The organism is Pseudomonas sp. efr-133-TYG-103a, from assembly GCF_030209235.1.
Taxonomy (GTDB): Bacteria; Pseudomonadota; Gammaproteobacteria; order Pseudomonadales; family Pseudomonadaceae; genus Aquipseudomonas.
This window is the reverse complement of record NZ_JARVSK010000035.1, coordinates 124,737-149,918: the sequence shown is the minus strand read 5'-3', so window position 1 is coordinate 149,918 and position 25,182 is coordinate 124,737. Positions and strand designations below refer to the sequence as shown.

At 59.8% G+C, this 25,182-nt stretch carries 22 protein-coding genes; 12 read left to right on the top strand and 10 right to left on the bottom strand.

Annotation, left to right across the window (positions count from 1 at the left end):
- Nucleotides 1-129: 129 nt before the first annotated feature.
- The 3 genes from QRN36_RS24760 to QRN36_RS24750 form a co-directional block, all read right to left on the bottom strand.
- Nucleotides 130-609 (bottom strand): thioesterase family protein, encoded by a 480-nt coding sequence (locus tag QRN36_RS24760; RefSeq protein WP_285426444.1) that lies wholly within the window; start codon nucleotides 607-609, stop codon nucleotides 130-132.
- Nucleotides 610-887: 278 nt separating this feature from the next.
- Nucleotides 888-1,853 (bottom strand): L-carnitine dehydrogenase, encoded by a 966-nt coding sequence (locus tag QRN36_RS24755; RefSeq protein ID WP_285426443.1) that lies wholly within the window; start codon nucleotides 1,851-1,853, stop codon nucleotides 888-890.
- Nucleotides 1,854-2,036: 183 nt separating this feature from the next.
- Entirely contained in the window at nucleotides 2,037-2,924 is an 888-nt protein-coding gene (locus tag QRN36_RS24750) for a 3-keto-5-aminohexanoate cleavage protein (protein WP_062385377.1), read from the bottom strand.
- 307 nt (nucleotides 2,925-3,231) lie between these two features.
- Between QRN36_RS24750 and QRN36_RS24745 the strand changes: the two genes are divergently transcribed.
- Nucleotides 3,232-4,191 carry a GlxA family transcriptional regulator gene (locus QRN36_RS24745; RefSeq protein WP_285426442.1) on the top strand — a complete coding sequence of 320 codons (960 nt, stop codon included), beginning with the start codon at nucleotides 3,232-3,234 and terminating at the stop codon, nucleotides 4,189-4,191.
- A 67-nt stretch (nucleotides 4,192-4,258) separates the two neighbouring features.
- Entirely contained in the window at nucleotides 4,259-5,443 is a 1,185-nt protein-coding gene (locus tag QRN36_RS24740) for a hypothetical protein (RefSeq protein WP_285426441.1), read from the top strand.
- Nucleotides 5,444-5,474: 31 nt separating this feature from the next.
- Here QRN36_RS24740 and QRN36_RS24735 read toward each other — a convergent pair whose 3' ends face one another.
- Together QRN36_RS24735 and QRN36_RS24730 are read right to left on the bottom strand one after the other, a co-directional pair.
- Nucleotides 5,475-5,897: a DUF3010 family protein gene (locus QRN36_RS24735; protein ID WP_285426440.1), complete on the bottom strand. Its 423-nt coding sequence runs from the start codon at nucleotides 5,895-5,897 to the stop codon at nucleotides 5,475-5,477.
- A gap of 48 nt (nucleotides 5,898-5,945) precedes the next feature.
- A complete protein-coding gene (locus QRN36_RS24730) occupies nucleotides 5,946-6,350 on the bottom strand; it encodes a lysozyme inhibitor LprI family protein (RefSeq protein WP_285426439.1) in 405 nt (134 codons plus the stop codon).
- A gap of 228 nt (nucleotides 6,351-6,578) precedes the next feature.
- Here QRN36_RS24730 and QRN36_RS24725 point away from each other — a divergent pair, with 228 nt between their 5' ends.
- The 6 genes from QRN36_RS24725 to QRN36_RS24700 all read left to right on the top strand — a co-directional run bounded on the left by QRN36_RS24725 (nucleotide 6,579) and on the right by QRN36_RS24700 (nucleotide 14,428).
- Entirely contained in the window at nucleotides 6,579-7,556 is a 978-nt protein-coding gene (locus QRN36_RS24725) for a dipeptidase (protein ID WP_065991250.1), read from the top strand.
- A gap of 153 nt (nucleotides 7,557-7,709) precedes the next feature.
- Nucleotides 7,710-8,240: a DUF5943 domain-containing protein gene (locus QRN36_RS24720; RefSeq protein ID WP_093468445.1), complete on the top strand. Its 531-nt coding sequence runs from the start codon at nucleotides 7,710-7,712 to the stop codon at nucleotides 8,238-8,240.
- Nucleotides 8,241-8,255: 15 nt separating this feature from the next.
- Nucleotides 8,256-10,316, top strand: coding sequence for a dimethylglycine demethylation protein DgcA (dgcA, locus tag QRN36_RS24715; RefSeq protein WP_285426438.1), 2,061 nt, complete (start codon nucleotides 8,256-8,258; stop codon nucleotides 10,314-10,316).
- 152 nt (nucleotides 10,317-10,468) lie between these two features.
- A complete protein-coding gene (dgcB, locus tag QRN36_RS24710; RefSeq protein WP_285426437.1) occupies nucleotides 10,469-12,415 on the top strand; it encodes a dimethylglycine demethylation protein DgcB in 1,947 nt (648 codons plus the stop codon).
- Entirely contained in the window at nucleotides 12,415-13,635 is a 1,221-nt protein-coding gene (locus QRN36_RS24705; RefSeq protein ID WP_285426436.1) for an electron transfer flavoprotein subunit alpha/FixB family protein, read from the top strand. Before dgcB ends, QRN36_RS24705 begins: the two co-directional genes overlap by 1 nt.
- Nucleotides 13,625-14,428 carry an electron transfer flavoprotein subunit beta gene (locus QRN36_RS24700; protein ID WP_285426435.1) on the top strand — a complete coding sequence of 268 codons (804 nt, stop codon included), beginning with the start codon at nucleotides 13,625-13,627 and terminating at the stop codon, nucleotides 14,426-14,428. Before QRN36_RS24705 ends, QRN36_RS24700 begins: the two co-directional genes overlap by 11 nt.
- A gap of 50 nt (nucleotides 14,429-14,478) precedes the next feature.
- Here the strand turns inward: QRN36_RS24700 and QRN36_RS24695 are convergent, their stop codons facing one another.
- On the bottom strand, nucleotides 14,479-14,994 hold the full coding sequence (locus QRN36_RS24695; protein ID WP_285426434.1) for a hypothetical protein: 516 nt from the start codon (nucleotides 14,992-14,994) through the stop codon (nucleotides 14,479-14,481).
- Nucleotides 14,995-15,984: 990 nt separating this feature from the next.
- Nucleotides 15,985-17,283, bottom strand: a complete 1,299-nt coding sequence (gbcA, locus tag QRN36_RS24690; protein ID WP_285426433.1) for a glycine-betaine demethylase subunit GbcA — start codon at nucleotides 17,281-17,283, stop codon at nucleotides 15,985-15,987.
- Nucleotides 17,284-17,612: 329 nt separating this feature from the next.
- Between gbcA and gbcB the strand changes: the two genes are divergently transcribed.
- Nucleotides 17,613-18,713: a glycine-betaine demethylase subunit GbcB gene (gene gbcB / locus QRN36_RS24685; RefSeq protein WP_285426432.1), complete on the top strand. Its 1,101-nt coding sequence runs from the start codon at nucleotides 17,613-17,615 to the stop codon at nucleotides 18,711-18,713.
- 124 nt (nucleotides 18,714-18,837) lie between these two features.
- On the opposite strand, the gene QRN36_RS24680 is transcribed toward gbcB, so the two are convergent.
- Nucleotides 18,838-20,463, bottom strand: a complete 1,626-nt coding sequence (locus tag QRN36_RS24680) for a methyl-accepting chemotaxis protein (protein WP_285426431.1) — start codon at nucleotides 20,461-20,463, stop codon at nucleotides 18,838-18,840.
- 174 nt (nucleotides 20,464-20,637) lie between these two features.
- Nucleotides 20,638-22,263: a methyl-accepting chemotaxis protein gene (locus QRN36_RS24675; RefSeq protein WP_285426430.1), complete on the bottom strand. Its 1,626-nt coding sequence runs from the start codon at nucleotides 22,261-22,263 to the stop codon at nucleotides 20,638-20,640.
- A 322-nt stretch (nucleotides 22,264-22,585) separates the two neighbouring features.
- On the opposite strand from QRN36_RS24675, the gene QRN36_RS24670 reads away from it, so the two are divergent.
- The gene (locus QRN36_RS24670; RefSeq protein WP_093468467.1) at nucleotides 22,586-22,819 is read left to right on the top strand and encodes a hypothetical protein; all 234 of its coding nucleotides are present in this window, start codon (nucleotides 22,586-22,588) and stop codon (nucleotides 22,817-22,819) included.
- Nucleotides 22,816-23,118, top strand: a complete 303-nt coding sequence (locus tag QRN36_RS24665; protein WP_285426429.1) for a cell division protein ZapA — start codon at nucleotides 22,816-22,818, stop codon at nucleotides 23,116-23,118. The genes QRN36_RS24670 and QRN36_RS24665 overlap by 4 nt, the downstream gene beginning before the upstream one ends.
- A 124-nt stretch (nucleotides 23,119-23,242) precedes the next feature.
- On the opposite strand, the gene QRN36_RS24660 is transcribed toward QRN36_RS24665, so the two are convergent.
- On the bottom strand, nucleotides 23,243-24,283 hold the full coding sequence (locus QRN36_RS24660) for a low specificity L-threonine aldolase (RefSeq protein WP_285426428.1): 1,041 nt from the start codon (nucleotides 24,281-24,283) through the stop codon (nucleotides 23,243-23,245).
- Nucleotides 24,284-24,382: 99 nt separating this feature from the next.
- On the opposite strand from QRN36_RS24660, the gene QRN36_RS24655 reads away from it, so the two are divergent.
- Nucleotides 24,383-25,126 carry a TraX family protein gene (locus QRN36_RS24655; protein ID WP_285426427.1) on the top strand — a complete coding sequence of 248 codons (744 nt, stop codon included), beginning with the start codon at nucleotides 24,383-24,385 and terminating at the stop codon, nucleotides 25,124-25,126.
- The last annotated feature ends 56 nt before the right edge of the window (nucleotides 25,127-25,182 follow it).

Sequence of the window (25,182 nt, the reverse complement as noted above, 5' to 3'; positions counted from 1 at the left end):
GAAGCCGGTCCTACAGACGCTGCAAGCTTTCCGTAGGACCGGCTTTAGCCGGGAACGCGTCGGGTTTTACGCTATTGATTGAAGGAGCGGTACGGACAGTTGGCTCCTCCCACAGGTTTGCCCGACAGATCATGCTTTGCACGGTAAACCGATTACACGGCCCACGTAGACCGGCGCCGGTTGGTCGTGTTGCGCTTCGCTGAGCTGGCGCAAGGCTTCCAGCGACTGTTCGCTGAACGGCGCCGACTTCGGCCCGCCGGCCAGATCCACATGCAGCAGCATCTGCTCGCTTGCTGCCAGCTCGACATCTCCGTCCGCTTTGTAAAGACCGTGGTAAAGCTGCACTCGCTTGCGATCGTGCCCGATGATCTGCGTACGCACTTCCACCGGTTCGCCCAGCTTCACCTCGTGCAGATAATTGAGGTGGGCTTCCAAGGTGAACAATGAGTGACCGCTCGCATCCCGATCGTCACTGGCAAGGCCGATGCGATCCATGAACGCGTCTGTGGCGAAGCTGAAGATCAGCAGATAGAACGCATCGCGAAGATGGCCGTTGTAGTCGACCCAATCCTGAAGGATCGGGGTCTTGTAGGTGATCAAGGCGGGCATAGAGTTTCCTGGACCTGACATTTGGTTGGATGAACCGGCCTGTTCGTGAGCAAGCTCACTCCCACAGGTCCAGCGTTGACTGTGGCGTTCCAGACCGGCCACCTTGCTCGCGAATCGGTGGTTCAGGCGCTGGAGATATGGCGCCAGTACCGGCCTGTTCGTGAGCAAGCTCATTCTCCCAGCAGGTTCGCAGGGGCCTATCGCCCCGACACACCACCGCTCTGTAGGAGTGAACTGGCTCACGAAGGCTTCAGTTCAGACGCTGAGATGCTGGATGTTCAGTCCTCAAACGCCATACCGTGTTTTTCCTTGGTTTTCTTCACCGCCTCCAGCACCGCCAGCAGGCAATCGTCGCGATAGCGCTCCAGCGCCGAGATGCTGTGGCTGCCGAGCTGATCGCTGGTGCCGTCGACGACATCGTCGATCAGCTTGTCGGTCAGCTCCGGCGCCGGCAGGTACGTCCACGGCAACTGCAGCGCCGGGCCGAACTGCGCCATGAAGTGACGCATGCCGGCATCGCCGCCCGCCAGGGTGTACGTCAGGAACGTGCCCATGAAGGACCACCGCAACCCTGCGCCGAAACGTATTGCATCGTCGATCTCGCCCGTCGTTGCCACGCCGTCGTTGACCAGATGCAGTGCTTCGCGCCACAGCGCTTCGAGCAGTCGGTCGGCAATGAACCCCGGGACTTCCTTGCGCACGTGAAGCGGTCGCATGCCCAGCGACTCATAGACTTTGATGGCCGCTTCGATCGCTTCAGGGGCCGTGTTCTTGCCGCCCACCACTTCAACCAGTGGCAGCAGATACACCGGATTGAACGGGTGGCCGACGACGCAACGTTCCGGGTGAGCAGCGCTTTCGTAGAATTCCGAAGGCAGCAGGCCCGACGTGCTGGAACCGATGATGGCGTTGGGCTTGGCGGCGGCGCTGATCTTGCTGTGCAGGTCGAGCTTGAGGTCCAGACGCTCCGGGGCGCTTTCTTGAATGAAGTCTGCGTCGCGTACGCACTCTTCGATCGTTGGCACGAAACGCAGGCGATCCTGCGAGGCGCCGGCGGCCAGGCCCTTTTGGTCCAGCGCAGGCCAGGCATTGGCGACGCGTTTACGGAGCGCCGCTTCCGCGCCAGGCGCCGGGTCCCAGGCCACGACGTCCAGGCCGTGTGCCAATGCGCGCGCCACCCAGCCACTGCCGATGACACCGCTACCCAGCGCGGCGAAGGTTTTGATTTCGGTGATGAAAGTCATGTCATTTACTCAAAGGAAGTTCGCAGAACACTGTAGGAGCGTGGCTTGTCCCGCGATCTGCCGCGAAGAGGCAGCAATCCGGCGAACACGATCTGTCTGATGCACAGGGTTTGTCGGTTTTACGACCGATACCCGGGCGATCGCGGGACAAGCCACGCTCGTACAGCGGAAACACGTGTCAGATCAGAAACGCTTTTTCAGGCCCATCTTCACGCGACCTTCTGCCGGGGTCATGACCCGCGCACCCATGCGGCTGAGGATTTCGCTGGCGCGTTCGACCAGTGCGCCGTTGCTGGCGAGCACGCCTTTGTCCAGCCAGATGTTGTCTTCCAGGCCGACACGCACGTTGCCACCCAGCAGCACCGCTTGCGCCGCCATCGGCATCTGCATGCGGCCAATACCGAATCCGGCCCAGACCACATCGGCCGGCAGGTTATCGACCATCGCTTTCATGGTCGTGGTGTCAGCCGGTGCACCCCACGGAATGCCCAGGCACAGCTGGAATAAAGGGTTGTCGAGCAGGCCTTCCTTCATCATCTGCTTAGCGAACCACAGATGGCCGGTGTCGAAGATTTCCAGTTCGGCCTTTACGCCCAGCTCTTGAATGCGCTTGGCGCCCGCGCGCAGTTGCGCAGGCGTCGACACGTAAATCGTGTCGCCGTCGCCGAAGTTGAGCGTGCCGCAATCCAGCGTGCAGATTTCCGGCAGCAGCGCCTCAACGTGCGCCAGGCGGGTCAGCGGGCCGACCAGATCGGTGTTAGGGCCGAAGTCGGTAGGCCGCTCGCCCGGGCCGATTTCGAGGTCGCCGCCCATGCCCGCCGTGAGGTTGACGATGATGTCGATGTCGGCCTCACGGATGCGGTCCATGGTCTCGCGATACAGTTCGACGTCGCGGCTGAACTTGCCGGTCTGCGGATCCCGCACGTGGCAATGCACAACGGTCGCGCCGGCCTTGGCGGCTTCAACCGCGGCAGCAGCGATCTGTTTCGGCGTGATCGGGACCAGATGGCTCTTCCCGGTCGTGTCGCCAGCACCGGTGAGTGCGCAGGTGATGATGACGTCGTGATTCATGTGTGAGGTTCCTTGCAGGCCAGGGCGTTTGACGCGGGCTTTTGCCACCCGCTTTTGAGGTGCAAAGCTACGCACGCCAAAGCGCCTCCAAACGCACAGCGGCGACAAGCTCTTGCACAGCAGCGACCTGCGCTGTTGCCTCGTTCTCCGAACAGGCGTATCTCATACGGGATCAGAACGATAGGAGCGCGCTTGCCCGCGATTACGTGTGCCTGTACCGGTTCAATGACTGACACACCGCGATCGCGGGCAAGCGCGCTCTTGCAGTGGTTTTGCTCGCCAAAAATCCCCAAGGAACGCGCTAACGATGTCCCAGGATTTCTACTTTTTGCTCATGCCCGGCTTCTCCATGATGGGGTTCGTTTCGGCGCTGGAGCCATTGCGGGTTGCCAATCGCTTTGGTGGCGAGCTGTATCGCTGGCACATCCTGAGCATCGACGGCGGGCCGGTGATCGCCAGCAACGGCATGTCGGTCAACGCCGATGCCGCGCTGGAGCCGCTCAAGAAGGGCGCAACGCTGTGCGTCATGGGCAGCGTCGATCCCCTGAAGTTTTACACCTCCACACTCGAGCACTGGCTGCGTCGCCTCGATCTGGAAGGCGTGACGCTCGGCGCCATTGATACTGGCAGCTTTGTGCTTGCCGAAGCCGGTTTGCTGGAAGGCTATCGGTTGACACTGCACTGGGAAGCGCTCGACGCGTTCAAGGAAACCTACCCGCATTTGCAAGCGACTCAGGAATTGTTCGAAATCGACCGGCGCCGCATCAGTTCGGCAGGAGGCACCGCGTCGATCGACCTGATGCTTGACCTCATCGCCCAGGCCCACGGCCCGGACCTGGCAATCAAGGTGTCAGAACAGTTTGTGCTTGGTCGTATTCGGCAGCGCAAGGACCACCAGCGCATGCAGATCGCCACGCGATATGGCATCAACAACAAGAAGCTGGTGCAGGTGATCGGGGTCATGGAGCAGAACACCGAGCCGCCGCTCAGCACACTGGAGCTCGCCGATGGGATTCAGGTGACGCGCCGACAACTGGAGCGCCTGTTCCGCTTGCATTTGAATGACACGCCGAGCAACTTCTATCTGGGCCTGCGCCTGGAGAAAGCGCGGCAACTGCTGCGCCAGAGCGACATGAGCGTGCTGGAGGTGAGCATCGCCTGCGGGTTCGAGTCGCCTTCCTATTTCACCCGAAGCTACAAGGCGCGATTCGTGATGTGCCCAAGAGAGGATCGCGGGCGCGTCGCGAGGGAGCCGAAGGTCGTTTGACGGTCGATTATTGTGATTTATACTCGCTACCATAAATTATAGTTCTTGCCATAATCGGGTATAAACCATGACCAAGCGCGCCGGCTTTGTGTTCAGACGCGACAGCCTTGCGCTCACGATCGCGCAGGGCCTGATCGGAGAAGGGCTGCACGACTATTCATCCGGTCTGTTTCTGGCCGCGCCTCGGCGCACAGGCAAAAGCACCTTTCTGCGCGAGGATCTGGTGCCGCGATGCGTCGAGCAGGGCTGGCTGCCGGTCTACGTCGACTTATGGGCGGACCGAGACAAAGATCCCGCCGAGCTGATCAGGGGCGCGGTCGCGGCCGCTCTGGCGCCATTCGAGAAAGGCATTCGCAAACTCGCCAAATCAGCAGGTGTCGAGAAGCTCAATTTCTTGCGCACGCTGTCGTGGGATTTCTCCACGCCGCAACTGCCGGCAGACGCAACGCTCACCCAGGCACTGGAGTTGCTGCACCGCGCGGCGCAAAAAATGATCGTGCTGATCATCGATGAGGCGCAGCACGCGCTCACCAGCCCGGCGGGCATCAATGCGATGTTCGCGCTGAAAGCGGCGCGGGACGAACTCAATCAGGGGCAGGATCGTGGTATTGGCGGCCTGCGGCTGGTGCTGACCGGGTCCAATCGCGACAAGCTGGCGCATCTGGTACTGAACAAAAACCAGCCGTTTTACGGATCCAGCATTACGTCGTTCCCTCTACTGGGGAAGGACTTCACGAGGGCTTACACGGCTCATCTGAACAGCCATCTGGCGCAGACCAACCAGTTTTCCGCAGCCGACATCGATGCCGCCTTCGACCTGGTCGGGCGTCGTCCGGAAATGTTGCGCACTATCATCGGCGATGTCGCGCTGGAACTCGGCGAGGCCGAAAACCTTGGCGATCTGCTGCGTAACAGCGCCGAACTGCTGCGCGCGGGCGTGTGGGAGGAATTCGAGAGCGCCTACAACGCACTGACCCTGCCTCAACGCGCGGTGCTGGAAGTCATGGCTGACCGGGCTCACGACAATCAGCCCTTCGCGCCTTTCGCCGATGTGACGGTGCTGGCGGTCGGCAAAGCGCTGGAAACCTTGGGCAGTGACGTGGTGCCCGGCACGCAAACCATTCAGGCCGCGATCGACTCATTGCGGGACAAAGAACTGGTCTGGAAGTCGAGTCGCGGGGCGTATGCGCTGGAAGACAAGGCGTTTGGCGACTGGATCAGGCAGCGCAGAGACACTCGCCGAACGGCTTGATTTCCAACCAGCTGCCACCGGCATTTGCAGGCTATTTAGAGCCTTGCATCAACGCGGAACATGCGGCCTTGTACGCCTCATGCTGATACTTGTTCAGCGCCGATGGCAGTTCAAAGCTGTGCTTCTTCATCTGAGCGTTGATCGTCTGTGGCGACAGCAGCGTGACGTCGCAGTCTTCCAGCAACTGGAAGACGGTCTCGATCTTGAACGTGGTCGGGCCGCCGGCGAATTCGCCTTTCTTGCTGCGCTTCTTGATCGCGATGTGAGCGATGCCGTTGTCCCGCACGAATGTCTCGATCTGACGCGCGAAGGCTTTGACGTTGCCAGCTTCGTCATCGTCTTCCAGCGCGATCTTTTTGGTCGCCAGTGGCAGATGTTCGAGGGCGCCAGACGCGCGAGTGGCGACAGCGAAGATGGCTTCGCTGCCTTTGATTTCTACGCCGCAGATGTTCATGTGCTTACCTTGAGCTGGTGAAGGGCGTCAGGGTAGCGCATTAAACGGTCATTCAGGCTGCAGGAGGCTTTCAACGTACTCCGAGCGCTCATCGCTGGTGCGCGCCAGGCAGTCGTTCTGACCAATGTTGAACTCCTTGCTGCCCGGTTTGGCGGGGAACACCTCAACGGCGCAGTCGGCGTCCCGGAGTTTCTTCCAGGCGTCCTGAGCCGTTTTCAGCTTGGTGATGAAGTCATTGGCCTCGGCTTTATTTGCGCCGTACTGCGTATTCACGCGTTCCAGCAGATTCTGGAAGTTCTCATCCAGCAACTTCACCGCCGTGTCGCGGCTGTACACCGAGCATTCCAGCGTCTGCTTGTCTTCATCCACGCCGTCGCAAGGAGTCGCATCAGGATTGGCCGCCGCCTGTGCGCCTGTCGCGAATAGAGCCAAAGCCAGAAAAATCGTCTTCATTGGAGCTTCCCGATTCAGTGATGCATCGAATTCTCGCCCAAGCGCGAGGCAAAGAACAGTTATCAAACGCAGCCCGCAGAAGCTGGCCGTCAGCCTTTGTCGTTTCTTGACGCTTTCGGCAATTCCCCTGTCGTTTTTGCACCCGGCTCCTCCGACCCTCAGGCTTATGCTGGCCCCAAAGCGCCGGCAGACGTTCCGGCGCGTGATTAACCTAAAGGGGACAGCCTGATGAGCCCAGCCGAATTACACGCCGACAGCATCGTTATTGACGGGCTGATCATCGCCAAATGGAACCGTGAGCTGTTCGAGGACATGCGTAAGGGTGGCCTGACCATGGCCAACTGCACTGTTTCGGTGTGGGAGGGTTTTCAGCAGACCGTCAACAGCATCGCTTCCAGCCAGAAGTTGATCCGTGAGAACAGCGATCTGGTGATCCAGGTGCGCAATACCGCCGACATCCGCAAGGCCAAGGAGCTGGGCAAGACCGGCATCCTGTTCGGCTTCCAGAACGCGCACGCTTTCGAAGACCAGATCGGTTACGTCGAGATCTTCAAGCAGTTGGGCGTGGGCATCGTGCAGATGTGCTACAACACCCAGAACCTTGTCGGCACCGGTTGCTATGAGCGCGACGGCGGCCTGTCGGGCTTTGGCCGCGAAATCGTCGCGGAAATGAACCGCGTCGGCGTCATGTGCGACCTGTCCCACGTGGGTTCCAAAACCTCTGAGGAAGTGATTCTCGAATCGAAGAAGCCAGTGACCTACTCCCACTGCCTGCCTTCGGGCCTTAAAGAGCACCCACGCAACAAATCCGACGCCGAGCTGAAATTCATTGCCGACCATGGCGGATTTGTCGGTGTGACCATGTTTGCGCCGTTCCTGGCCAAGGGCATCGATTCGACGATCGACGATTACGCCGAAGCCATCGAATACGTGATGAACATTGTCGGCGAAGACGCCATCGGCATTGGCACTGACTTCACCCAAGGCCACGGTCAGGAGTTCTTCGAGTACCTGACTCACGACAAGGGCTACGCCCGCCGTCTGACCAACTTCGGCAAGATCATCAACCCGCTGGGCATCCGCACCGTCGGCGAGTTCCCGAACCTGACCGAAACCCTGCTCAAACGCGGCCATTCGGAGCGCGTCGTGCGCAAGATCATGGGCGAGAACTGGGTGCGCATCCTGGGCGACGTCTGGGGCGAATAACGTGGCCGGCTCCAGGGCCTGCCGCGCAGACAAATAGCTGCTTCAGCTCTTGGCCCTGCTCGCTACAGCGCTGAAACCACTGCGAACATCTTCAAAAAAGCAAAGCCAGGGGCTTTGTTTTCAATTACACGAATTTTCTGGAGTTAAGTTTCCATGGCCAAGATCGCCCCGCAATTGCCAATCGAAGTCGACAGCGAGACCGGTGTCTGGACCTCCGACGCTCTGCCAATGCTGTACGTGCCGCGTCACTTCTTCGTCAACAACCACATGGGCATCGAGGAAGTACTGGGCGCCGAAGCCTACGCCGAGATTCTCTACAAGGCGGGCTACAAGTCGGCATGGCACTGGTGCGAGAAAGAAGCCGAATGCCACGGCATCGAAGGCGTCGCGGTGTTCGAGCACTACATGAATCGTCTGTCGCAGCGCGGCTGGGGCCTGTTCAAGATCCAGGAGATCGATCTGGATAAAGGCACCGCCAGCGTCAAGCTGGAGCACTCGGCCTTCGTTTACGTCTACGGCAAAGTCGGTCGCAAGGTCGATTACATGTTCACGGGCTGGTTCGCCGGCGCCATGGACCAGATTCTCGCTGCCAAAGGCAGTTCCGTTCGCACCGTGGCCGAGCAGGTTTACGGTGGTTCGGAAGAAGGCCACGAAGATGGCCTGTTTGTCGTAAAACCGTTGTAAGCCGAGGACCGCGTCATGGCTTTCGAAGCAATGTTTCAGCCGATCCAGATCGGCAAACTCACCATCCGCAACCGCGTCCTCAGTACCGCGCACGCCGAGGTCTACGCCACTGATGGCGGCATGACCACCGACCGCTACGTGAAGTACTACGAGGAGAAAGCCAAGGGCGGCATCGGCCTGGCCATTTGCGGCGGCTCCTCCAGTGTCGCCATCGACAGCCCGCAAGGCTGGTGGAAGTCGGTCAACCTGGCGACCGACAAAATCATTCCGCACTTCCAGAACCTCGCTGACGCCATGCACAAGCATGGCGCCAAGATCATGATTCAGATCACCCACATGGGCCGTCGCTCCCGTTGGGACGGTGACCACTGGCCGACGCTGATGTCGCCATCGGGCATTCGTGAGCCTGTACACCGCGCGACCTGCAAGACCATCGAGCCGGAAGAAATCTGGCGCGTGATCGGCAACTACGCCAGCGCCGCGGCACGTGCCAAGGCCGGTGGCCTGGACGGCGTCGAGCTGTCGGCAGTGCACCAGCACATGATCGACCAGTTCTGGAGCCCTCGGGTCAACAAACGCACGGACGAATGGGGCGGCAGCTTTGAAAACCGTATGCGTTTCGGTCTGGAAGTGATCAAGGCTGTGCGCAAGGAAGTGGGTCCTGATTTCTGCGTGGGCCTGCGTATCTGTGGTGACGAATTTCACCCTGACGGTCTCAGCCATGAAGACATGAAAGAGATCGCCAAGTACTACGACCAGACCGGCATGATCGACTTCATCGGTGTGGTGGGCTCGGGGTGCGACACGCACAACACCCTGGCCAACGTGATCCCCAACATGAGTTATCCACCGGAGCCATTCTTGCACCTGGCCGCCGGTATCAAGGAAGTGGTCAAGGCGCCGGTCCTGCACGCTCAGAACATCAAAGACCCGAACCAGGCCACGCGCATTCTGGAAGGCGGCTACGTCGACATGGTCGGCATGACCCGCGCGCACATCGCCGATCCGCACCTGATCACCAAGATCAAAATGGGGCAGGTCGATCAGATTCGTCAGTGCGTCGGCGCCAACTACTGCATTGATCGTCAGTATCAGGGGCTGGACGTACTGTGCATTCAGAACGCCGCGACGTCTCGCGAATACATGGGCCTGCCGCACATCATCGAGAAAACCACGGGCGTGAAACGCAAAGTGGTCATCGTCGGTGCAGGGCCTGCCGGGATGGAAGCGGCGCGGGTTTCTGCCGAGCGTGGTCACGACGTGACGCTGTTCGAAAAGAAAGAATTCATCGGCGGGCAGATCGTGACGGCATCGAAAGCGCCGCAGCGCGACCAGATCGCCGGCATCACGCGCTGGTATCAGCTTGAGCTGGCGCGCCTGAAAGTCGATCTGCGCCTGGGCACTGCGGCTGATATTCCGACCATCATGGACCTGCGTCCTGATGTGGTGGTGCTGGCCGTGGGCGGTCATCCATTCCTTGAGCAGAACGAACACTGGGGCGCCGCCGAAGGGCTGGTGGTCAGCAGCTGGGACGTGCTCGACGGCAAGGTTGCCCCAGGCAAGAACGTGCTGGTCTACGACACCATCTGCGAATTCACCGGGATGTCGGTCGCTGACTTCATGGCGGACAAGGGCAGCCAGGTCGAGATCGTCACCGACGACATCAAGCCGGGCGTGGCCATCGGCGGTACGTCTTTCCCCACGTACTACCGCAGCATGTACCCCAAAGAAGTGATCATGACTGGCGACATGATGCTGGAGAAGGTCTACCGCGAAGGTGACAAGCTCGTCGCGGTGCTGGAGAACGAATACACCGGCGCCAAAGAGGAGCGCGTCGTCGATCAGGTAGTGGTCGAGAACGGCGTGCGTCCTGACGAAGCGCTGTATTACGGCCTCAAGGAAGGCTCGCGTAACAAGGGCCAGATCGACATCGACGCCCTGTTCGCGATCCAGCCCCAGCCGTCGCTGAGCCAGCCGGGTGATGGCTATCTGTTGTTCCGCATCGGTGACTGCGTGGCGCAGCGTAATACGCATGCTGCCATCTACGATGCGTTGCGACTCTGCAAAGACTTTTAATTACACATGATCGTTCCCACGCTCCGCGTGGGCATGCCGCAATGGACGCTCCGCGTCTGTGTTGGTGACGCGGAGCGTCACGGTATGCGTTCCCACGCGGAGCGCGGGAACAATCAGCCCCTGGCGAGACCCTTGGTCTTTGGGAGCTCCACATGCTCAACACCCTTCTTCCAATCCTGCTGTTCGCAGCCCTGGGCCTCGGTGTCCTTGGCGCCTTGCGGCGGGTGGCCATGTGGCGCAATGGTCGTGCGTCCAAGGTCGATCTGCTCGGCGGCCTGCTGGCGATGCCCAAACGGTACATGGTCGATCTGCACCATGTGGTCGCGCGGGACAAATACATTGCCAATACCCACGTCGCGACTGCGGGCGGGGCGGTGGCGTCCATCGTGCTGGCGATTCTGGTTCACGGTTTCGGTCTGCATAACCGCGTCCTTGGCTATGCGCTGCTGTTGATGTCGGCAGTCATGTTCGTCGGCGCGATCTTCGTTTACCTGCGTCGTCGCAACCCTCCGTCCCGCCTGTCCAAAGGCCCGTGGATGCGCCTGCCGAAAAGCCTGCTGGCGTTCTCGGCTTCTTTCTTTCTGGTGACATTGCCGGTCGCCGGCATTCTTCCGGAGAACTTCGGCGGCTGGTTGCTGGCGATTATTCTCGGGATCGGCGTGCTGTGGGGCGTGTCGGAACTGTTCCTCGGCATGACGTGGGGCGGCCCGATGAAGCACGCCTTCGCCGGTGCGCTGCACCTGGCCTGGCACCGTCGCGCCGAGCGTTTTGGCGGCGGTCGTTCGACCGGTCTCAAGCCGCTGGACCTTGCTGATCCGACCTCACCGCTGGGCGTTGAAAAGCCCAAGGACTTCACCTGGAACCAATTGTTGGGTTTCGACGCCTGCGTGCAGTGCGGCAAGTGCGAAGCCGCTTGTCCTGCGTTCGCAGCGGGCCAGCCGCTGAACCCGAAAAAACTGATTCAGGACATGGTTGTCGGCTTGGCCGGTGGCACCGATGCCTCCTTCGCCGGCAGTCCTTACCCCGGCAAAGCCATCGGCGAACACGGCGGCAATCCGCATCAGCCGATCGTCAATGGCCTGGTCGATGCCGAGACGCTGTGGTCGTGCACCACCTGTCGCGCCTGCGTGGAAGAGTGCCCGATGATGATCGAGCACGTGGACGCCATCGTCGACATGCGCCGACACCTGACGCTGGAAAAAGGCGCCACGCCGAACAAAGGCGCCGAAGTGCTGGAAAACCTCATCGCCACTGACAACCCGGGCGGCTTTGCACCGGGCGGGCGGATGAACTGGGCTGCGGACCTGAACCTGAACGTCATGAGCGACAAGAAGACCGCCGACGTGCTGTTCTGGGTCGGCGATGGTGCCTTCGACATGCGCAATCAGCGCACCCTGCGCGCCTTCGTCAAAGTGCTGAAAGCGGCGAAGGTCGACTTCGCGGTGCTCGGTCTCGAAGAGCGCGACAGTGGCGACGTGGCGCGCCGTCTGGGCGATGAAGCGACTTTTCAGATGCTCGCCAGACGCAACATCCAGACCTTGAGCAAATACAGCTTCAAACGCATCGTCACCTGCGATCCGCACAGCTTCCATGTGCTGAAAAACGAGTACGGCGCCTTCGACGGCAACTACCTCGTGCAACACCACAGCACCTATATGTCAGAACTGATCGGCGATGGCGCGCTGAATCTCGGTCAGCACAAAGGATCGAGCGTGACTTATCACGACCCTTGCTACCTCGGCCGTTACAACGGCGAGTACGAAGCCCCGCGCCAGGTGCTCAGAGCGCTGGGTATCGAGGTGAAGGAAATGCAGCGCTCCGGTTTCCGTTCCCGCTGCTGCGGTGGCGGCGGTGGTGCACCGATCACTGACATCCCGGGCAAGCAACGTATTCCGGACATGCGCATGGAAGACATTCGCGAAACGGGCGCTGAGCTGGTGGCCGTAGGGTGTCCGCAATGCACGGCAATGCTTGAAGGCGTGGTGGAGCCGCGGCCGATGATCAAGGACATCGCCGAGCTGGTGGCCGATGCCGTGCTCGAAGAAGTGGCCCCCGCCAAACCGGCGCCGGCTAAACGTGAACCTGCGGAGGCGCACTGATGAGCGACATTATTCGCCGCGACCCACGCGCTGAATGGATCGCCCGAAACCGTTTGCACCCGCTGCACGCGGCCATGCAACCGGTGCAGGCCAGCTGGATGGGGCCCAACGGCATCATCCGCAAGAATGTGCACGGCATTGGTTTCATCGGACCTAATGGCATCAAACGCATCGACCGCAGCGGCGCCCAACAGGGCGGCACGGTCAAGCGCGCAACGGCGGCCGACGTGCAGCTGCCGCTGCATCAGGTCATCGATCCGGCGTTCTACATCGCCGTGGTCCCGGACATGGTCGGCGGTCGCCTGAGCAGCCACGACCGCGATCTGCTTGGCTTGGCCCATAGTCTCGCAGGCACGGAAGGTGCGGTCCTGGCTGTTGTCTTTGGCGAGCACAAGGAAAGCGCGTTCGACACGGCGGGCGTCGATCGCCTGCTGGTGCTGGAAGGCGCGGAATTCGCCGGTTACTCGCCCGAGCAGCGCGTTCAAGGTTTGCGCGCTGTGGATAACCAGTTCGATCCGCAGCACTGGCTGCTGCCTGACAGTCGCAGCGGTGGGGGTGAGCTGGGTCGTCGTTTCGCTGCAAGCACAGGTGAGCGTCCTGCCACGCGTGTCTGGCAAGTGAAGGATGCGCAAGCTACGGGCCGTGCGGGCGCCGGGCGCGAAGACATCGCGCGGCCTGTTTCGCGCCTCATTCTCGCAGCAGCCGAGTGCGCCGAGCCGGTCAGCGAGACGCGCCATGAGGCGCTGCCGGTGGAGTTATCCACAAACATTGCGCGCAGCCTGCCTCGCATCGAAGACCTCGGTGCCGTTGCGGTGGACCCTGCACTTATCCCCATGGCCGAGGCGGAGTTCATCTTCTCGGGCGGCAACGGGGTCAAGGATTGGGATTTGTTTCACCGCACCGCCGCCGCGCTGGGTGCTACCGAGGGCGCCTCTCGCGTCGCGGTGGACGATGGCTTCATGACCCGCGATCGGCAGGTGGGTGCTTCGGGGACGTGGGTGACGGCAAGGGTTTACGTCGCTGTGGGTATTTCCGGCGCGATTCAGCACTTACAAGGCATCGGCGCCTGCGACAAAGTTGTGGCGATCAACCTCGATCCAACCTGCGACATGATCAAACGCGCTGATTTGTCGGTCATTGGCGAAAGTGCCGCGATCCTCCAGGCGCTCATCGAGGCCGTAGAGGCGTACCGGAATGAGGCGAAACGCGATGCAGCCTGACAAGAAACTGCCTGTGGATAAAAGCGCGTTGCACGTCATCAGCCTGGTGTCCGTTGGTGCTCACCCGACTTCCGGGCGTCCACGCCGCGCCGAGCAAGACGCGCGTGCGGTCGAGCTGGGTCTGCAGTTGGCTGGGGATAACTTGCACGTCCTGCATGCGGGGAATGCAGACGAACCGGCACTACGAGCCTATCTGGGCATGGGTTTGAACGAACTGCATGTTCTCGAACAGCCCGAGGGTGCCGACGCGCTGCCCGGGCTCACCGATTACATCCGCGAATCCGGCGTTCAGATGGTGCTGGCGGGCAGCCAGGCAGAGACAGGCGAAGGCTCAGGAATGTTGCCGTACCTGCTGGCGGAAAAGCTGGGCTGGCCGCTGGTGGTAGGCATGGCCGAAGTCGAATCCATGAACAACGGCACTGCTCAGGTCCTCCAGGCGTTGCCGCGCGGGCAGCGTCGCCGTCTCAAGGTCCGCTTGCCGTTCCTCGCCACTGTGGACAACGCAGCGCCCAAGCCACGCCAAAGCGCGTACGGTCCGGCGCAGCGGGGCGTGCTGGATGTCGAGCAGATCGATGTGGTCATCGACGAGTTATTCACAGGTGCCGAATTGAGCCCGGCGAAACCTCGCCCTAAACGCCTGAAAGTCATCAAGGCCAAAAGCGGTGCCGATCGCATGAAGGCGGCGACAGCAAAGGCGAGCGGTGGCGGTGGTCAAGTGCTCAAAGGTGTCAGCGCCCAGGAAGGTGCGGCGGCGATATTGAAGCTGTTGGTGGAGGAAGGCGTCGTTCGCTAAGCCCCCGTTCAGCATTCCAGGAGAGGCGCCCATGTGGCGCCTTTTTCATGCTAGAACGATGGCTCGTCTGCCGATGCTGTCTTCAGGCTGGGCTCTGCATCGACGATCACCACATCGAACACTTGCTCTATGACCTGGCGCGGGCCCTGTTTCAGGCTCCAGGTGAAAAAGACGAAGCATCCGATCAGAAGGGCGAACATTCCGGAACCAATAAGGCTCTGCGCTACCCCTTTCCAGAAGCCGGGTCTGGCCGACCGGATTTCATTGTTGGCTTTCACGGAGTAGAACCTGCGCAGGCCGTCCACTTCTGTCGTTAGCGCTGCCTCAGAAAAATCCCTTACCAGCTTCGCGGCCTGCGTTCTGTAGACCCCCAATTGTGAGAGCCCGTTGCTGATGTCGTGAAAAGGGGCGAGATCATCGTCCTGTGGATCGATGCCGTTTTTTTCTCTGAATGCCTGAATGAATTCTATTTTCTGACGTTTATAGGCTGCATAGGCCAACTGTCCGAGTATGTCGTCCTCGTCAGCGACCAGCTCATTGAAGATGTAGTTGTAGGGCACGTTCATCCCGCGTGATCGCCTTGCCTGAGCCTTCGAGCTGCTGTTCGGAATGCTTGGTCCAGCTCCTCCATGCTCTTGGGCTTGAAGTTGAATACCCCTGTCAATTCTTCGGGAAGCGGGAAAGATACGCCCCGTTTACGTTGCGAGAGTCTACTACTCGCTTCAAGAATGACTTCGCGTGAAAAGGAGGTCCATTCGTACATGTGAGGGTTCCTGTATGAGTAGCGTGGGCAGTGAGTTTAATAATGAAAAAAGCGCGTGAATGTCAGACGCTTCCGATTCTCCCCCTCATAAAAGCCATCCACATACCCACAATCCCTGTTAATCCACCTGTGGATAAACTGTTCGCCCATGTCTGAACCCCGTGCAAACCGTGGCTTACAAGCGTTTGATCAAAAATTGATCGCTCCATCTAACGGATTTATAACGCTTTTTCTCCACAGTTCAATGTCACCGAGCAAGATTATTGCCCACAATCTTTGTTAGCGCTTATGTGGATAAGATGTTCGCGATCGGCTGAAGGCCACGTGTCTCGGGGCTTTCGAGAGTATGATCAAATTTTGATCGATTAGACGATTTCGTGACAGACCTGTGTCTTATGCAGAGCGTCGCCAGCGACACAACTGTTTTTCCACAGGCCATGACCTGGTTTCCCGACTTGCACACAATCTCTGTTGGCGAATCTGTGGATAAGGTGTTCGCGATCCTCTATAGCCCACGTGGATAGCGGCTCTTAAAGGATTGATCAAAATTTAAACAGCCAAGAGAGGATTGTGACTGTTCCAATAAGTCACGGTTTTTCTTCAATTTTCGCGCAACGAAAATCCACTTCCCCACAATTACTGTGGGCGGTGTTGTGGATAAGTTGTTTGTGGATGCTGGCGAGGCGCGGTGGGATTGGAGCGGGGTAGGGTTGGTTATAATTTGATCAAGGTTGACAGCGGGAAAACGCATCGGCCGGGTCCGGCCGATGCGTCAGATCAAGCGGTCGCCAGGTTATTCGTGATTGACTGCCACACCCTTCAAATAGGGCGCAGGCTCGGCACCCATGTTTTCGAGCAGCTTGGCGCTGTACCAGTCGATGAAGTTGACCACACCGAACTCGTAAGTCTTCGAGTACGGGCCAGGCTGGTAGGCGATGGAGTTGATCCCGCGCTGGTTTTCTTCGGCCAGACGACGGTCCTGATCGTTGGTCGCATCCCAGACTTCACGCAGACGCGCGACGTCGTAGTCCACGCCTTCGACAGCGTCTTTGTGCACCAGCCATTTGGTGGTGACCATGGTTTCCTGAGCGCTGATCGGCCACACGGTGAACACGATCACATGGTCGCCCATGCAATGGTTCCAGGAGTGCGGCAGGTGCAGGATGCGCATCGAACCCAGATCCGGGTTCTGGATGCGTCCCATGAGTTTTTTGCTGCCCTGCTTGCCGTCCATGGTCATGGACACCGTGCCTTTGAGCAGCGGCATGCGCACGATGCGGTTGCGCAGGCCGAAGCTCTTGTGGGCGAACGGGATCTTCTCGGCTTCCCACGAGGCTGCCGACGCCGCGACGTGGTCCTTGAAGGCCTGATCGGCGCGCGGGTCGGTGACGTCGTCCCACTCCAGCAAAGTGTTCAGCAGCTCAGGGTGCGAGCCGTTGCAGTGATAGCACTCGCGGTTGTTTTCCAGCACCAGCTTCCAGTTGGCTTTCTCCATCAAGGTGGTTTGCACCGCCACCTTGGTGTTTTCCATGTCGTACGGTTCCATGTAGTGATTGAGCGTCTGCAGGAACTCGTCGATGGCCGGCGGATTGGCCGCCAGGCTGATGAAGATATAGCCGCCCGACACCTTGCAATGCACAGGCTTGAGGCCGAACTGCTTCATGTCGAAATCGGCGCCCATTTCCGTGCCTGCGTACAGCAGTCGGCCGTCGAGCTCGTAGGTCCACTGGTGGTATGGGCACACCAGCTTGGCGACTTTGCCTTTTTCTTTGGTGCACAGACGTGAGCCGCGATGGCGGCAGACGTTGTGAAACGCGTTGATCGAACCGTCTGGCGCGCGCACGACGAGGATCGGGTTTTTGCCGATTTCCAGCGTCAGGAAGTTGCCCTTGGCCGGAATCTCACTGGTCATGCCGGCGATCAGCCACTCTTTTTGAAAGATTTCCTGCATGTCGATTTCAAACAGCCGGTCATCATTGTAGAAAGGCTGCGGCAGCGAGTAAGTGCGCTCGCGGTTCTGCAGCATCTCGGCGGTTGCCTTGCGTGCGGGTTCCAGCGGATCGCCCAAGCTCAGAGTTGCGGTGACGTCCATCTTTCAAGTCCTCAGGTCGCGTTTTCAACGACCTACGAATGTGGCCAATACGGTTGTGTTGTGTGTCTGGCACGCGAGGCGACGGTGTTTTCTGTCGCTCATGTTTATGTGTAAAAAATGAATAACGATTGACGGCGAGTGTGGAGCCGGGCGCGACGCGAACCTTATCCATGGGCGACATGGCCGAATCCGTTTCCGACTACGCAGCCCCTATAGATCGGGCCTGGTCGCCATAAGTATGTGAATGTCGCTGATAGGTAAATAGGTGGCCCGTGCGTTACGCAGAATCGCCACCATAAGAGGCCGACAGTCGGCCGTGGAGAGTGAGTATGTCCCAGAGTTTCCTCAGCCCGGTCAACACGCAGACCTGGGCCAATGGCCGCCACCTGGTGCGGGTCGTCAAAGTGATCCAGGAAACCTGGGACGTTCGCACCTTCTGCTTCATGGCCGACCAGCCGATCCTGTTCTTTTTCAAGCCAGGGCAGTTCGTCACGCTGGAGCTGGAAATCGAAGGCGTGCCGATCATGCGCTCCTACACCATCTCCAGTTCGCCATCAGTGCCGTACAGCTTCTCGATTACCATCAAGCGCGTGCCGGGTGGCAAGGTGTCCAACTGGCTGCACGACACGCTGCACGAAGGTCAGGAACTGGCGGTTCATGGCCCCGTTGGTCTGTTCAACGCCATCGACTTCCCGAATCCGAAAATTCTCTACCTGAGCGGCGGCGTCGGCATCACCCCGGTCATGTCCATGGCACGCTGGTATTACGACACCAACGCCAATGTCGACATGGTGTTCGTGCACAGTTCACGTTCGCCCAAGGACATCATTTACCACCGCGAGCTGGAGCAGATGGCGTCGCGGATCAACAATTTTGCGTTGCACATCGTCTGTGAGAAACATGGGCTGGGCGAGCCGTGGGCGGGTTATCGCGGGTATCTGAATCAGAAGATGCTGGAGCTGATGGCGCCGGATTTCATGGACCGCGAAGTATTCTGCTGCGGCCCGACGCCGTACATGAATGCGGTCAAGCGTTTGCTCGAAGCCAACGGTTTCAACATGGCGCAGTACCACGAAGAATCCTTCGGCGCGACACCGCCTGAGGCTCGCGCCGATGCGGTGGAACATGCCGAGCAGGCAGCCGAAGCGCCCGACATCGACGTTGCCGAGTTGCATCAAGTCGAATTCACCGACACGGGCAAGAGCATTCGCGTGGCGCCGGGCGAAACCGTCCACGCCGCTGCCGCCAAGCTCGGTCTGATGATTCCGAAAGCCTGCGGTATGGGCATCTGCGGCACCTGCAAAGTGATGAAGCTGAGCGGTGAAGTGGAGATGGAGCACAACGGCGGCATCACCGACGACGACGTGGAAGAAGGCTACATCCTGTCGTGCTGCAGCGTGCCGAAAGGGGACGTGCGGATCGAGTATTGATCGGTTTCGCCACGCCCCTGTAGGAGCGCGCTTGCCCGCGATGAATGATGACGCGGTCTCCCTGGAAGACCGCGTTATTTTTTTCGCGGGCAAGCGCGCTCCTACAAGATGATCAACGGGTTGCTTACAACCTGAACCGAGCAACCATGCCGTTCAAATCCACTGCCAGACGCGACAATTCATTACTGGCTGCGGTGGTCTGGTTAGCGCCAGTCGTTGACTGCGCTGACAAGTCACGGATGTTCACCAGATTACGATCCACTTCCCGAGCAACCTGCGCCTGCTCTTCGGCAGCGCTGGCGATGACCAGGTTGCGCTCGTTGATTTCCACCACGGCGCTGTTAATGGTGTCCAGCGCAAGGCCTGCGCCTTTGGCAATGCTCAGCGTCGATTCGGCGCGCTCGGTGCTGCTGCGCATCGAGTTTACCGCTTGCTCGGTACCGCCCTGAATGCTGCCGATCATGCGTTCGATTTCGCTGGTCGATTGCTGAGTGCGATGGGCCAGCGCGCGAACTTCGTCGGCCACGACCGCAAACCCACGGCCCGCTTCGCCTGCGCGTGCAGCTTCGATGGCAGCGTTGAGCGCCAGCAGGTTGGTCTGATCCGCCAGGCCGCGAATCACGTCCAGCACCTTGCCGATGTCGCGGGACTCTTCAGCCAGGTTCCCGATCAGCGTCGCCGTGCCTTGCACGTCGCCACTCATGCGCTCGATGGCGCTGACGGTTTCCTGCACCAGATCGCGGCCATCGCTGGCAGACGTGGTGGCGTTTTTCGACGCTTCCGACGTGCTCACGGCATTGCGTGCGACTTCCTCCACGGCGCTGGTCATCTCGTTGACCGCCGTTGCGGCCTGCTCGATTTCGTTGTTCTGCTGCGACAAGCCGCGCGCGCTCTCGTCGGTGACAGCGTTCAGCTCTTCAGCCGCCGATGCCAGCTGAGTCGCCGAGCCTGAAATGCGCTGCAGCGTGTCGCGCAGCTTGGACTGCATTTTCAGCATGGCTGCCAGCAGACGACCGGCTTCGTCGGTGCCATCGACATGAATGGTGCGCGTCAGGTCGCCTTCGGCGATTTCTTCGGCTGCATTAAGTGCCGAGCCGATAGGGCGAGTGATGCTGTTGGTCAGCAGCCAGGCAAACGCGAACGTCAGGACGGTGGCGACAATCAGCAGCCCCACCACCAGATTGAACGCTGTGTGGTACTGCCCCGACGCCCGCGCGTTGGCGGCATCGGATTCCTTGCTGTTGATCTCCACAAGCTTCGACAGGACGGTATTCATCTTGTCGGAGTTTTCCTGGAGCTCAACGTTGAGCAATTTGGTCAGCTCCTCGATATTGCCGTCGCGACTCAGCGCGCGCATGCGATCTTCCAGCTGCCGGTATTGCACCAGCAGTTGCTGGAACTCTGCGTAATGGGTCTTCTCTTCCTGGCCGATCGGTAGCTTTTCGTAGGTGGCCTGCGCAATACCCATCTGCTGGAAACGCGCTGTCATCGAGTCGAGGGTCTTTTGTTGCACCGCCGGGTCGCGGTTGACCAGCAGGCGGAAGGAGAGCACCCGCAAGCGCACGCTGGTGTCGATCATTTTGTCCAGGCTGCGGATGCTGGGCACCGTATTGCGGGCAATTTCATCGCCTGCTGCCTGAATATTGCTCATCTGGACCAGCGAAAATATGCCGAGAATCAACATCAGTGCAGCGATCAGGGCAAAACTGAAAAACGCACGCGGAGCGATGTTCATGTTGCGCAATGACATGGCGGGACATCCGGAAGTCGGACGCAACCACGCGTCCAGATAAGGAAAGTGAAAGCTAGTTCACTGCCTATCGGTCACAAATCCGGGGGCTTGAATGAAATCGTGATGTTTCGGAATAAATCGCGGGCTGGAAAGGCTGCAGACTCTGAATTGAGTCTGCAGCCTTTAGGGTGTTTACAACCGGAAGCGCGCAACCATGCCGTTCAGATCGACCGCCAGGCGCGACAGCTCGTTGCTGGCGGCGCTGGTCTGGTTGGCGCCGGTTGCCGACTGAGTCGACAAGTCACGGATGTTCACCAGATTACGATCCACTTCCCGAGCGACTTGTGCCTGCTCTTCGGCAGCGCTGGCGATGACCAGGTTGCGCTCGTTGATTTCCACCACGGCGCTGTTAATGGTGTCCAGCGCGAGGCCTGCGCCTTTGGCGATGCTCAGCGTCGATTCGGCGCGCTCGGTGCTGCTGCGCATCGAGTTTACCGCTTGCTCGGTACCGCCCTGAATACTGCCGATCATGCGTTCGATTTCACTGGTCGATTGCTGAGTGCGATGGGCCAACGCGCGAACTTCGTCGGCCACGACCGCAAACCCACGGCCCGCTTCGCCTGCTCGTGCAGCTTCGATGGCAGCGTTGAGCGCCAGCAGGTTGGTCTGATCTGCCAGACCGCGAATCACGTCCAGCACCTTGCCGATGTCGCGGGATTCTTCAGCCAGATTGCCGATCAGCGTCGCCGTGCCTTGCACGTCGCCGCTCATGCGCTCGATGGCGCTGACGGTTTCCTGCACCAGATCGCGACCATCGCTGGCAGACGTGGTGGCGTTTTTCGACGCTTCCGACGTGCTTACGGCATTGCGTGCGACTTCCTCCACGGCGCTGGTCATCTCGTTGACCGCCGTTGCGGCCTGCTCGATTTCGTTGTTCTGCTGCGACAAGCCGCGCGCGCTCTCGTCGGTGACAGCGTTCAGCTCTTCAGCCGCCGACGCCAGCTGAGTCGCCGAGCCGGAAATGCGTTGCAGCGTGTCGCGCAGCTTGGACTGCATTTTCAGCATGGCCGCCAGTAGACGACCGGCTTCGTCAGTGCCGTCGACGTGAATGGTGCGCGTCAGGTCGCCTTCGGCGATTTCTTCGGCTGCATTCAGGGCCGAAGCGATCGGGCGGGTAATGCTGTTGGTCAGCAGCCAGGCGAACAGCAACGTCAACGCAGTAGCGATGATCAGCAGCGTGACCACCATTGTGAAGGCCGTGGAGTACTGCTGCGATGCCTGGCTGTTGGTGTTGTTGAGCTGCTGCGTGTTGATTTCGATCAGTTTGCCCAGCACCACGTTCATCTGATCGGAGTTGGTCTGCAGATCGGCATTGAGCAGCGCCGTCAGCTCGTCGAGCTTGTTGGCGCTGCTCAGCGACTTCATGCGCTCTTCAAGCTGGCGATAGTCGTTGAGCAGTTTGACGTACTGATCGTAAGTCGCCTGCTCGTCGGGCGCGGAAATCAGCTTGATGTAGACCGCGCGCGCGTCGTCGATCTGGCGGTTGCGCATTGCCAGCAGCTCGATGGTTTTCTGCTGGGTGTCAGCGTCGCGGTTGAGCATCAGTCGGTACGACAGCACGCGCAGGCGAATGCTGCCTTCGGTCAGCCTGTCGAGCGCTTTGATGCTTGGCATGCTGTTGGTGGCCATGACCTCGGTCGCGTCGTTGATCTTGCTCATTTGCATCAGGGCGAAGACACCCAGAATGATCATCAGCACGCCGATGATGGAGAAGCCGAGAAACGCGCGAGGCGCGATATTCATATTACGTAGGGACATTACGGTTCCTGGGAAAGCCGCGTTCCGTGCGAGGCGGGGGAGAATAAATGACGAGGATGCACGGCTTATCGGTCGGTCCGTCAGACACTTGAACCCTTTGGTCCATTACTGTGCGCTTATGTCGCAGCCAGGCCGATCTGACGAACAGCAGGAACAAGATGGGCAAAACGCAGTCAATCAGGGCCCTGATGCGTTTGCGGGATTGAAGCGAAACAAGTGCTTTTTTGGTCGGTGTTGCGGCGTAAATGCCCTGATTTCACTGGTAGCTGAAGTGACTTTTCTTTATCGTACGCGCCCTTTGAAATTTGCCTGAGAAATCAAAATGTTGGAAGCATCCCTAAGCCAGTTGGAAAAGCTCGTCGGTGACCTGGTACAGCAGAATCACGACCTGCAGAACACGAACGCGCAGCTTGCCGAAGCGTTGAAACAGGCCAGGGATGACAACGACAGCCTGCAACTGAGTCTGCTGGAGCAGGAAGAGAAACAGGGCGCCACGGCAGCCCGCATTCAGGCGCTGGTTGATCGTGCGACCAGCGTCAGCGCGGTCAACGCATGATCCTGGACAGCGACACCACCAAGGTCATTTCCATCCTCGGCAACGACTACACGATCAAAGCGCCAGAAGGTCAGGAACAGGCCTTGATGGACGCGGTGACGATGCTCAAGTCGGCGCTGTCGGAAACCAAGCGCAGCTATCCGACCCTGATCGGTGATCGCCTGTTGGTGTTGGCCGCACTGAACCTGTGTTCCAAGCAGGTCGAATTGCAGCGCCGACACGCCGAAGAGCTGAGCCGGTATGAAGAGCAGGTCAGTGCGACGGTCGAGGTGATCGAGAAGACCATCGCGCAAGGGTGATGTCTCAGGCGCTCTGCGAACGGTAGGAGCGCGCTTGCCCGCGATGGGCACGACGCGATTCTTCAGATGTACCGCGTCATCGTCCATCGCGGGCAAGCGCGCTCCTGCAACGGTGTCGTCCTGATCAGGCTCCCATCACCAACCGGATATCCGCTGCGAGCTCGCGCACGCGTGCTTCTTCGGTGTCCCACGAGCACATGAAACGCGCGCCGCCGCTGCCGATGAAGGTGTAGAAGCGCCAGCCTCTGGCCGTCAGCGCGGCGATGGCCGCTTGCGAGAGCTGCAGGAACACGCCGTTGGCCTGGACCGGGAACATCAGCTCCACACCCGGAATATCCTTGACCAACTCCGCCAGCAGTTGCGCGCAGCGGTTGGCGTGCCGCGCGTGCTTGAGCCAGGCGTCGTTTTCCAGCAGCCCGACCCACGGCGCTGACAAGAAGCGCATTTTCGACGCCAGTTGGCCGGCCTGCTTGCAGCGATAATCGAAATCTTCCGCCAGTTTGTGGTTGAAGAACAGAATCGCCTCGCCCACCGCCATGCCGTTCTTGGTGCCGCCGAAGCACAAGACGTCGATGCCGGCTTTCCATGTCAACTCGGCAGGCGTGCAGCCCAGATAGGCGCACGCATTGGCGAAGCGGGCGCCATCCATGTGCAGGTTCAGGCCCAGTTCCTTGCACGTGTCGCTGATGGCTTTCAGCTCCTCGGGCAGGTAGATGCTGCCGACTTCCGTCGCTTGCGTCAGCGTCACGACGCGAGGCTTGGGGTAGTGGATGTCGGCGCGCTTGAGGGCGACTTCACGAATGGAGTCGGGCGTCAGCTTGCCGTTCTCGCTGCGCGCGGTCAGCAGTTTCGAGCCATTGGAGAAGAACTCCGGCGCGCCGCACTCATCGGTTTCGACGTGAGCGGTTTCCGAACAGATGACGCTGTGATAACTCTGGCACAGTGACGACAACGCCAGCGAGTTGGCAGCGGTGCCGTTGAAGGCGAAGAAGACTTCGCAGTCTGTCTCGAACAACTGACGGAATTGATCGGCCGCGCGCGCTGTCCATTGGTCGTCACCGTAGGCACGCTGATGACCGTGGTTCGCTTGTTCCATGGCCGCCCAGGCTTCCGGGCAGATTCCCGAATAGTTGTCGCTGGCAAACTGCTGGCTTTGGTCTGACATGGCCGGTTCCCTGTAATCGAAGGCTGCGACTGTAACCAAGAATCATGGGTTTGGTCATGCATTGTTGCGTCAGAAAATTCAGTCAGACAGCGAAGTGAGATGAGCGAAACGAACTCGACGATCAGACCGGTGCGTGACCGCGCGCTGGACTTGCTCAAGTGGCTGGCGATGCTGAGCATGGTGATGGATCACCTGAGGTACGTCGGCTTGCACGTAGACGGGCTGTATGTGCCGGGGCGTCTGGCCTTTCCGTGGTTTTGCCTGGCAATCGCGGTCAATGTCACGCGCAACGCCGTCCGGGACGTTCCGCCAGCGGCTCGCTGGAAATATCTGGCGTGGCTGGCAGTGTTTTCACTGCTGGCTGAATTGCCGTACCGGCTCTACATGGCGGACGAGGTCAGTACGCTGAACGTCCTTCCGACTCTGGCATTGGGCCTGGTGGTCGCGCAGGGCGGGCTGAGTCGCTCATGGCCGGCGCGCGCGCTGGGTATCGTGGCGCTGGGCATCGGCGTTACGTGTGGTTCGCAATTGATGTTCGGCGCATATGGCGTGTTGTTGCCCGCGGCATTTGCGCTGGTGTTGCGACGTTCGTTGTGGCTGGCGATCGTGCCGGGCGTGGTCTGCCTGCTGAGCAACGAGTGGCCGAAAATCATCGACGGGATGCTGTGGGGCGATCCGATTTCAATCGGCGCCTTGATCGCCTGCCTGCTCGCGCCATTAGCCGGACTGGCGCTGTTGCGCTGGCGCCCTGGGTTCAGTGTCTGGCCGATGCGGCGTTGGGCGTATCTGATTTATCCGGGGCATTTTTTGCTCTTGTTCGGTTTGCGCCAGATTTTCGCCTGACGCACGACCACTGCAGGAGCGCGCTTGCCCGCGAATGCGGTGTGTCAGTCACCATT

Coding starts and splice junctions, on each gene's coding strand:
- QRN36_RS24730 (WP_285426439.1), bottom strand. CDS start 6,350: ATGAAGACGATTTTTCTGGCTTTGGCTCTATTCGCGACAGGCGCACAG.
- QRN36_RS24725 (WP_065991250.1), top strand. CDS start 6,579: ATGAGCCCAGCCGAATTACACGCCGACAGCATCGTTATTGACGGGCTG.
- QRN36_RS24750 (WP_062385377.1), bottom strand. CDS start 2,924: ATGAATCACGACGTCATCATCACCTGCGCACTCACCGGTGCTGGCGAC.
- QRN36_RS24755 (WP_285426443.1), bottom strand. CDS start 1,853: ATGACTTTCATCACCGAAATCAAAACCTTCGCCGCGCTGGGTAGCGGT.
- gbcB (WP_285426432.1), top strand. CDS start 17,613: ATGTCCCAGAGTTTCCTCAGCCCGGTCAACACGCAGACCTGGGCCAAT.
- QRN36_RS24760 (WP_285426444.1), bottom strand. CDS start 609: ATGCCCGCCTTGATCACCTACAAGACCCCGATCCTTCAGGATTGGGTC.
- QRN36_RS24660 (WP_285426428.1), bottom strand. CDS start 24,283: ATGTCAGACCAAAGCCAGCAGTTTGCCAGCGACAACTATTCGGGAATC.
- QRN36_RS24705 (WP_285426436.1), top strand. CDS start 12,415: ATGAGCGACATTATTCGCCGCGACCCACGCGCTGAATGGATCGCCCGA.
- QRN36_RS24745 (WP_285426442.1), top strand. CDS start 3,232: ATGTCCCAGGATTTCTACTTTTTGCTCATGCCCGGCTTCTCCATGATG.
- dgcA (WP_285426438.1), top strand. CDS start 8,256: ATGGCTTTCGAAGCAATGTTTCAGCCGATCCAGATCGGCAAACTCACC.
- QRN36_RS24680 (WP_285426431.1), bottom strand. CDS start 20,463: ATGTCATTGCGCAACATGAACATCGCTCCGCGTGCGTTTTTCAGTTTT.
- QRN36_RS24735 (WP_285426440.1), bottom strand. CDS start 5,897: ATGAACATCTGCGGCGTAGAAATCAAAGGCAGCGAAGCCATCTTCGCT.
- QRN36_RS24675 (WP_285426430.1), bottom strand. CDS start 22,263: ATGTCCCTACGTAATATGAATATCGCGCCTCGCGCGTTTCTCGGCTTC.
- QRN36_RS24720 (WP_093468445.1), top strand. CDS start 7,710: ATGGCCAAGATCGCCCCGCAATTGCCAATCGAAGTCGACAGCGAGACC.
- QRN36_RS24655 (WP_285426427.1), top strand. CDS start 24,383: ATGAGCGAAACGAACTCGACGATCAGACCGGTGCGTGACCGCGCGCTG.
- gbcA (WP_285426433.1), bottom strand. CDS start 17,283: ATGGACGTCACCGCAACTCTGAGCTTGGGCGATCCGCTGGAACCCGCA.
- QRN36_RS24670 (WP_093468467.1), top strand. CDS start 22,586: ATGTTGGAAGCATCCCTAAGCCAGTTGGAAAAGCTCGTCGGTGACCTG.
- QRN36_RS24700 (WP_285426435.1), top strand. CDS start 13,625: ATGCAGCCTGACAAGAAACTGCCTGTGGATAAAAGCGCGTTGCACGTC.
- QRN36_RS24695 (WP_285426434.1), bottom strand. CDS start 14,994: ATGAACGTGCCCTACAACTACATCTTCAATGAGCTGGTCGCTGACGAG.
- QRN36_RS24740 (WP_285426441.1), top strand. CDS start 4,259: ATGACCAAGCGCGCCGGCTTTGTGTTCAGACGCGACAGCCTTGCGCTC.
- dgcB (WP_285426437.1), top strand. CDS start 10,469: ATGCTCAACACCCTTCTTCCAATCCTGCTGTTCGCAGCCCTGGGCCTC.
- QRN36_RS24665 (WP_285426429.1), top strand. CDS start 22,816: ATGATCCTGGACAGCGACACCACCAAGGTCATTTCCATCCTCGGCAAC.